This is a genomic window from Clostridia bacterium, assembly GCA_017438525.1.
GTDB lineage: Bacteria > Bacillota > Clostridia > Oscillospirales > RGIG8002 > RGIG8002.
This window is the reverse complement of sequence record JAFRVI010000082.1, coordinates 19,691-28,611: the sequence shown is the minus strand read 5'-3', so window position 1 is coordinate 28,611 and position 8,921 is coordinate 19,691. Positions and strand designations below refer to the sequence as shown.

The following is an 8,921-nucleotide window of genomic DNA, read 5'->3' as shown; positions in this document are numbered from 1 at the left end:
CGTTGAAGACGGTGCTTTCCCGGCGCTCAACGTTGCCGGACTTTCCAAGGCGGAAGGTATCCGCTTCAAGCTCGAAGCGAATAAGCCCGTTGAAAGAATCCTTATCGGTCTTTCCAACTGCGCTAAGCCCTCTGTGTTTGCTACCGGCGGCCACAGAGAGATGTATGCGATGAAGATCAAGCCCGAATACGTTGCAGCGGACGGCTATATAAACATTCCGTTCAGCTACTTTGAGAAGGCTTTCTGGTCCAACAAGTTCGCTCAGGAAGAACTCGATCAGGCCATAGTATTCATCGTTGAAGCTTACGGCGCTGAAAACGGCACGAAGCTCACCATCTCCGATCTCCACGGCTACATTGCCCGCGAGTTCGACGACAGTGCGCTTCCGTCCTGGCAGTATAACTACACCGCCGACAGCTTCGCCGCTTACAGCGACGCTATCCGCGTTGCCAAGACCGCTGCCGAGCGCGACGCCGCTCTGGCTCTGCTCAAGGCGTATCCCGTCAAGACCGTAACCGAAGACTTCTTCAAGGGCTGGACCACCGAGGACGTCAACCTTGTTGTTACCGCTAACAGCGGCAAGCTCTGCGACTCCATCGGCGAAGGCCTCAACATCAACAACGCCTGGAACGCCGGCGACTTCTCCAGAAACACCACCTTTGCGATAGATGCTGACGGTGCGTTCGTTATGACCGCGACCGCCGACTTCACCGGCAAGGCGATGGGCTGGAAGAACATGGACCGCAGCGGCACACTCAACACCGATAAGAAGAGTGTTGACGCCGGCCGTGACTATCCGTTCATGTCTGCCAACGTCAAGGGCCTTTCCAAGGCGGAAGGTATCCGCTTCAAGCTCGAGGCGAATAAGCCCGTTGAGAGAATCCTCATCGGTCTCTCCAACTGCGACGACTTCGTCCGCGAGATGTACGCGATGCAGATCAAGCCCGAATACGTCGGAGCCGACGGATATATCAATATCCCGTTCAGCTACTTCGAGAAGGCCTTCTGGTGCCCCGCGTTCTCGCAGGCCGAGCTCGAGCAGGTTCTCGTCTTCATCGTTGAGGCGTACGGCGCCGAAGAAGGCACCACGATTGCCATCTCCGACGTCCGCGGCTACAAGGAGCTCGTTGCTCCGACTCAGGCCGACGTCAACGCTCTCAACGCGGCTGTCACGAAGCTCACAAACTACGACTTCGACAGCAGGTACGTTGATCTGATCGCCGACGCTCAGGCGGTTGCCGATACCTCCGAAGATCAGGACGAGGTCCTCGAAATGACCGCCGCCGTCCTGGCCGTCACCGATAAGTTCGACGCCGTCGACCGTTCCGCTCTGAAGGCGAACATCGACGCCGTCAAGGCGATCGACGCGACCCTGTGGGCGACCGAAATCGCCGCCGGCGTTGAAGCTTATTACAACCTCGACGCGACTCAGGCGGTCATCGACGCCGCCGCGAAGGTCCTCCAGAGGATCATCGACAAGCCCGAGGCCCCTGTCATCGCGGCCACCGCGAAGACCGATACCTCCATCACCGTTACCGAGATTGCCGGCGCCAAGTATAAGCTGAACGACGGCGAGTGGCAGGACAGCAACGTCTTTGAAGGACTGCTCCCGAACAAGGCCTACGCTGTCAGCGCCTACATCGCCGAGACCGACGATCACATCGCTTCCGACGTTTCCGTCGCGATTGACGTCACCACCGAGAAGGGCTCCTTCGGAACCGCTACCGTAACGCTCAGCGGCACCGAGAGATACACCGAAGTCCTGACCGCCACGGTCGCTGATGTTCCGGAGTATCTCGGAACCTACGCCATCGAGTGGCGCAACGAAGCGGGCGAAACCGTCGGCACCGGCGAGACCTACACGATCGCCGCCGCTGACATCGGCTCCTTCGTCTACGCGGTCCTCGTTTCCGAGAACGCGGGCGACACCGTCGCCTCCGATCCTACCGGAACCATCGGCAAGGGCATCATCAAGGGCTACACGCTGCCCACCGCTTCCGCGATCCAGTATCCGCAGACCGTTGGCGACTCCGTCCTCTCCGGCGCGGACACCGGCATCGTGACCGGCACGTGGTCCTGGGTAACTCCGGACGCTCAGCCGCTCTCCAGCCAGACCGGCAGCGCGTTTGACGTGGTCTTCACTCCGGACGCCAACTTCATCGATCTCTACGAGATCATCGAAGCGAGAGTCGTCCTGACCATCAATCCCGCTCCGTATGAGCCCGCCTCCCTCGAGGATAACGACACCAACACCGACCTCGTTGTTACCGGCGAGTTCATGCTGAACACCGAGATGCACGTGACCGACATCACCTACAAGGATCCCGCGTATCTGGCTCTGCTCCGTGCCTCCGGCAAGGACAACTCCGGCCTGTCGAAGCTGGTCCTCTTCAAGAACTTCAGCTTCACCGTCAACGGCGAAGAGATCGACGACGTTTACGACGGCGACCTGACGGTCACCTCCTACGTCGGAACATCCCGCGCCGGCCAGACCGTCAGCGCGTGGTTCTTCATCGACGGCAAGCCCGTCAACTATGAAGGCACCGTCGATTCCGAGGGTATCCTCACCGTCACCGGCGTCAAGCTCTGAGTTTGCGCCGCGACAAGCGGGAGGCGCGAGCCGACCGCACGGGTAATATGTAAATAGTACCGCTGAACGCGGAGTCGTCTTAGGACGGCTCCGCGTTTTTGCGTTTTCGGGCAGGGAAGGCGGCGGTGCGCCATATAATTATATGTAGAAAGCGTTTATCTGCGAATGCGGTTTCGTTATCACATTTCCATTATATTTTTTTGCGCTTTTTTCACAAAACCCTTGACAAAAACGGTATCTGATTGCTATAATACAATCGTATATATACGGGTGATAGTGTTTCCGGGTGGGAAAGCGTCCCGAAGCGCTCGCTTTGCGTACTGTGAAAAAGCGCGCGGATTCTTCCGACCGGACAAGCGTAACGCCCCCGCGTTCGACGGGCGCAACGGGGTAGACTGCTTATTTACCCGTCTACGAGAGAGACGCCGTCGATTCATTTGATCGGTCTTTTCGATCACAAAGAGGAGTGACAGAATGAAAGCATCTTTCGCGCAAACTTCGGTTATCTTACCTGCTTTCGGCATGATAGAGGCGCATTCGCCGACGTCATGCACAATGTCGGGTTTTGATTACACAACAACTAACGGAAAGGAGCACTAACATTGAAGAACTCTAACACCAAAAAAGTATTGACTTCAATACTGTCTTCATGCTTAGTTGTTATGCTCCTGCTCAGCACCATGGTGATTTCACCTGTTGCGCTCACCGCGAGCGCCGCTGGGCAGCACGGTATAACCATCAACCACATTTTCAGCGACGGCTACAACGCCGCCAACTCGTATGATGAGCTTTACGGTTCTTACGAGGAGGGAGAGACTCCTCTCGTGACGATCATCGCGCCGCATGGCTACATCATCGAGGACGTCTTCTTTACGACCCCCAGCGGAGCAGATTTCTCCCTGTTTATAGAAGACCTCCAGTATGATAATCCCGTTCAGGGCGTTTATCACATCACGATGCCTGACTACGACCTCGAGATGAACGTCATCTACCGCTGCATACTTAACAGCGCCGTTGTCAACCACATTTATGACGGCGGACACAGCGACGACGCCGACTATCAGGTCATCATCGACGATGAGATAGCCGCGGGCGACGACGTTGTCTTCAACGTCGATCCCAAGGCGGGATACGCTGTCGACACCATCTACGTTCTCGGTTACGCCGGCACGTCCTTCGCGACCCTGCTCGATCTTCCGATCGAGACCATCGGCGCGAACAGCTACAGACTGACGATGCCCGATCAGCCGATAACCATCAATGTCGTTTACACCGCCAACAGGCACGACATCACTCCCGTCGCGCTGTTTGACGGAGTTGAGAGCCCCGATCCGGAGACCTATTACGTCGGACCCGTCACCGCCGACCCCGGTGAGACCGTAGTCTTCTACGGCGCCGAGATCAACGGCTACAGCGTGCCCGAAGTATTCGTTACCGCCGGAGCCGGACAGGACTTCGTCGAGGTCGTTGAGCTTGAGGAGATCGCCGGCGCGTACAGCTTTGTAATGCCCGACGCTCTGGTCACCGTCCACCTGATCTACAGCAACACCGAATACGGCATTGCCTCCGCGAACCTCTTCGAGGACGGCAACGATGACGACACCGTTTATTATGACGGCGCCGATACCGCCATTGTCGGAGAGAGAGTATTCTTCACTGTCGAGAATCCCGACGGCTATACCCTCAAGGAGATCTACGGCGTGATGACCGCCGGAACCGCGTTTGTCGAAGTGTTCCCGATTGACTCCATCGCCGGCGCGTACTACTTCGATATGCCCGCGGGCGAAGTCACGATCTGCCTGGTCTACGCCAAGTCGCAGTTTACCATTTCCGCGGTGAACATTTTCGAGGACGGCACCGATGATGACACTGCCTACTATGTCGGACCCACCTCCGCCAACGTCGGTGAGAAAGTGCTCTTCACCGTCGAAGCGCCTCAGGGCTATGCGGTCAGCGAGATTTTCGGTACTTATGAGACCGGAGACGCGTTTGTCGAAGTGTTCCCGCTCGATTCCATCGCCGGCGCGTACTATTTCGATATGCCGGAAGGCAACGTCACGCTGACGATCGTCTACACCGCGACTCTGTTCGACATCAACTTCGTTTCCTACAAGGAAGCCGATCTTGACGACGAGTGGACCGTAAGCGATATTGCCGCGGGCTCGACTTTCGTGTTTGCCGCGAACGCTCCCGCCGGCTACGCCGTTGACGACGTCTTTGCGATGTCCAACATCAACGGTACCTTTGCCGAGATAATCCCTGTTGCCGATATGGGCAACGGCTCCTATTCCTTCGAGATGCCTGCCGCCGAGGTCGACGTCGTCATCCTTTACAAGTCCGTGCTCTTCGACGTGAACTATACGTCCTATGACGGAACCGACGTTGTCGCCGAGTGGACCGACGCCGGCGTTATGGTCGGCGACAAGCACATCTTCGCGATCGACGTTCCCGACGGCTACGCTGTTGAAGACGTTATCGCCACCACCGCCGTGAACGGCCTCTTCGTCGAAGTCCTGAACGTCAGCAACCTCGCCGGCGCCTACTACTTCACGATGCCCGAGGCGGACGTTGACGTTACCGTGATCCTCAAGAAGATCACCTTCAACGTCACGATCAACGACATCGTCAACGGTCAGATAATCGATACCGAAGTCGCCCCCAGCGACGCCGGTACCACCGCGATTATCATCGCGACCGCTCCTGCCGGATACGAGGCCGGGTACATCATCAATGAGATCACCGCCGTCAGCGCCGCTGACGAAACCGTCGCGTACGATCTCGTCACCGTCGGCGAAAACGTCTACTCCTTTGAAATGCCCGAGGACGACGTCATCGTCAACATCGAGTGGAAGGCCAATATGTTCAACGTAACGGTTTCCAACGTCGACGAGAGCGGCCTCCTCATCAGCAGCCGCGAGATCAACAACAACCCCGCGGGTTCCGAAACCTCCATCACGCTCGAAGCTCCGGGCGCGGACTACATGATCGCTGAGTATTACATCGTTGCGGAAATTGCTCCTTTCCATGAATTTATAGACGCCGCTCTTGTCGGCGATACGACGCTCACCTTCATTCAGCCCGAAGCCGACGTTGACGTCACGGTCGTGTGGCGCAGAAACGCCTACACCGTCACCGAGAGATACATCGTCAACGAGACCGAGGTTCTCGACGATCTGACTGCCGAGTGGAACGTCAGACCCGGCGACAACTGGATCTCCCTCAGCACCGTTCCCGAGGGTTATGAAGTTTCCGAGCTCTACGTCACCGCCATGGACGGCGCGTTCGGCGAGCCGCTCGATTTCATCCGTCTGAACGACCTTGCGATACTCTTCATCGTTCCCGACGGCGACGTCTTCGTCGACTACTACCTCACGAAGATAGTCAACACCGTTAACTACTACGCTTACGTCGACGGCGAGCTCGCCGTTGTCAAGAGCGAAGACGTCGAGTACGGCGAGAAGGCCGTCTGGGGCAAAGACAACGCCGCCGACGACCTGCCCGACGGTCACGCCTTCATCGGCTGGTACCTCGGCGCCGCTGAGTACGACTTCGAGACCGCGCTGACCGGCGACATCGACCTGTTCGCAGTCTACGAATTCGCGAGCTGCACGGTTTCCTTCAACTCCGACGGCGGCAGCGAAGTTGCTTCGCAGACTGTCATCAAGGGCGGCAAGGCCGTCGAGCCCGCCGCTCCCGAGAAGGAAGGATATGACTTCGCCGGCTGGCAGCTGAACGGTGCCGCGTATGACTTCTCCGCTGAAGTCACCGCAGATATCGAGCTGACTGCCACCTGGACCGAGAAGACCTACACCGTCACGCTTCCGACCTCCGTCGATTACGAAGTGAAGACCGCCGACGGCTATGACACCACCGTCAAGTACGACGGCAGCTACGCCTTCACGGTCGAGTACGCTGACGGCGTCGACGGCGAGAACGCCGTCGTCACCGCTAACGGCGAGAAGCTCACTCCCGACGCTTCCGGTCTTTACACCGTCAACAACATCAAGTCCGACGTTTATATCAACGTCAACGTCGCCGGCACGCAGGAGCCCGTCCTCTACACCGTGAAGTTCAACTACTTCCACGGCGACGACGCTGTCAGCGTTGTTAACAGAGTTGAAGAGGGCGGCAGCGTTACCGCTCCCGAAGATACCGGACGCTACACTTACAAGTTCCTCGGTTGGTTTGATAACGCCGAGGGCACCGGCGAAGCCGTTACCGACTTCACCAATATCACTGCGGACGCCGAATACTTTGCCGTCTATGAGCAGAACCCGCTCGCCGACTACACCTTCGGCGAACACACCGTGACCGATTCCGCCTACGGCATCGGCTTCAAGGAAGTCAAGATCGAGGTCGTCAAGAACGACGCCGAGTATCAGGACCGTGACGTTTACGTCATCGCCGCCGCCCAGCTGAAGGACGGTTCCACCGTTCTGTTCTACGTCCCGGTCTACGTTGAGAACGGCGAAGTCAAAGCCGACGTTTCGCTGATCCTCAACTCCAACACCTTTGAGTACGTCGATATGTATATCGTCTATGACGAGGTTGATCTCACCGGTTCTCTGAACTGGATCGACATCGAATCCGGCATCCAGGTTGCTTAATTCGAGGAGGTACGCAATGAAAATGAAAACAGGCAAAAGACTTGCCTCGTTCTTCCTCTCGGCGTGCATAGCCCTGTCGGTGCTTTTCGGCGCGGTGGTTTTCGCCGCGGCCGACACCGTGCCGACCTCCGAGTCTGTTTCGGAGCTCAGCGCGGTCTACACCTACGCTGAAGGCGCCGAGGTCGGAACCATTGCCGTCAACGCGAAGGCGCAGAACATCGGCGACGAAGAATACGTCATGTTCTACGTCTACCAGAACGTCAATGACATCTCCGACCCCACGAACGGCAAGCAGAACGCTCCGGTTACCTCAAAGGGCTTCTACGCTTCCGACATTCTGTCCGGCGAAGCGCTTGCCAAAGAGCTTTCGCTCACCCCTCTCAAGCTTAACGGCAAATGCGTCCTCGGCGTTCAGGTCACCAACAGAGGCGACGAGAACGACTGGGTGTACGCCTACATTACCACCGCGCTCAAGCTCAACCCCAACGGCGGCACGCTGACGGGCGAAGACGAGCTGCAGGTCAAGCTGGGCTTCAGCATTCTTGAAGAGCTCGGCGACGGTGAGTACGTAACCAGAGAGTATTACAAGTTCGCCGGCTGGTCCGAGACCGAAGACGGCGAAGCCATCGGCAGCGATCTGCTCATGACTCAGTACGGCGATGAGATATTTGCCCTCTGGGAGCAGCTCACTACCACCGTTACCTTCAATCCCAACGGCGGCGAAGGTGAGATGGATCCCGTCGTTATCAACGCCGGCGAACCCACCGAGCTTCCGGCTCCCGAATTCACCAAGCCGGACAGCAAATTCGTCGGCTGGGGCACCAGCCCCGACGGCCCCGTCGTCTACGACGGCACCGAGCCGATAACCCTCACCGGTGACGAAGCGGAGCTTCCGCTCTACGCCATCTGGGCCGACGTCGATAAATACGTCGTCACCTTCGACGCCAACGGCGGTGAAGGCGAGATGGCCGATCAGGAAGTCGAAATCGGCGTTGCTACCGCGCTGAACGCCAACGAGTTCAACCGCGCCGGCTTCAAGTTCCAGGGTTGGGCGACCTCCGCTGAAGGCGAAGTCGTCTACGCCGACGGCGAAGAGGTCACGCTTACCGATTCCGGCCTCAAGCTCTATGCGGTCTGGAAGCAGAACAATATCGCCGTTATCTACAGCCCCAACGGCGGCACCGGTCTTATGACTCCTCACAAGCTGAACGTCAACGAGACCATCAACCTTGACAAGGTCGCCTACGTTTGCGAAGGCAAGGCGTTCGCCGGCTGGTCCACCTCGGCTGACGGCGAAGTCGAATACGCTGACGAGGCCGAGTTCACCATCGGCGCGAAGACGGTTATCCTCTACGCGATCTGGACGGACGACTCCGGCCCTGAAGATCCTCCGGTCGATCCCGATCCCAAGCCGAAGGCGATTCTGTTCAGCACCGGCGGCGGTTACGGACTTATGAACCCGATCAAGAATCTCAGCAAGGGTCAAGTCGTTAAGCTTCCCGCCTGCGAATACACCAAAGAAGGTTATACCTTCGGCGGCTGGTCGCTTACTTCCGGCGGCGCTGTCGCTTATAACGACTGCGACAGCGTGACCATCGGCGACTCTACCATAGTCCTTTACGCTGTTTGGGTCGCTTGATTCCAACCACACACATTCGCAAGGGCGGACGGTTTCGTCCGCCCTTGTGTAGTTTTTATCACCGCTTGATGCGACAGGGGGAGGA

Annotated in this window: 3 protein-coding genes; all 3 read left to right on the top strand. The window is 57.7% G+C overall.

Annotated features, from left to right (window positions below):
- Positions 1-2,590, top strand: a 2,590-nt coding sequence (locus IJL83_07815) for a hypothetical protein (protein MBQ6553502.1), incomplete at its 5' end; no start/stop codon positions are given.
- A gap of 602 nt (positions 2,591-3,192) precedes the next feature.
- On the top strand, positions 3,193-7,197 hold the full coding sequence (locus IJL83_07810) for an InlB B-repeat-containing protein (protein ID MBQ6553501.1): 4,005 nt from the start codon (positions 3,193-3,195) through the stop codon (positions 7,195-7,197).
- A 16-nt stretch (positions 7,198-7,213) separates the two neighbouring features.
- Positions 7,214-8,836 (top strand): InlB B-repeat-containing protein, encoded by a 1,623-nt coding sequence (locus IJL83_07805; protein ID MBQ6553500.1) that lies wholly within the window; start codon positions 7,214-7,216, stop codon positions 8,834-8,836.
- The last annotated feature ends 85 nt before the right edge of the window (positions 8,837-8,921 follow it).

Bases quoted from the DNA above. Each gene is read 5' to 3' on its own strand.
- IJL83_07805 (MBQ6553500.1), top strand. From the start codon at position 7,214: ATGAAAATGAAAACAGGCAAAAGACTTGCCTCGTTCTTCCTCTCGGCG.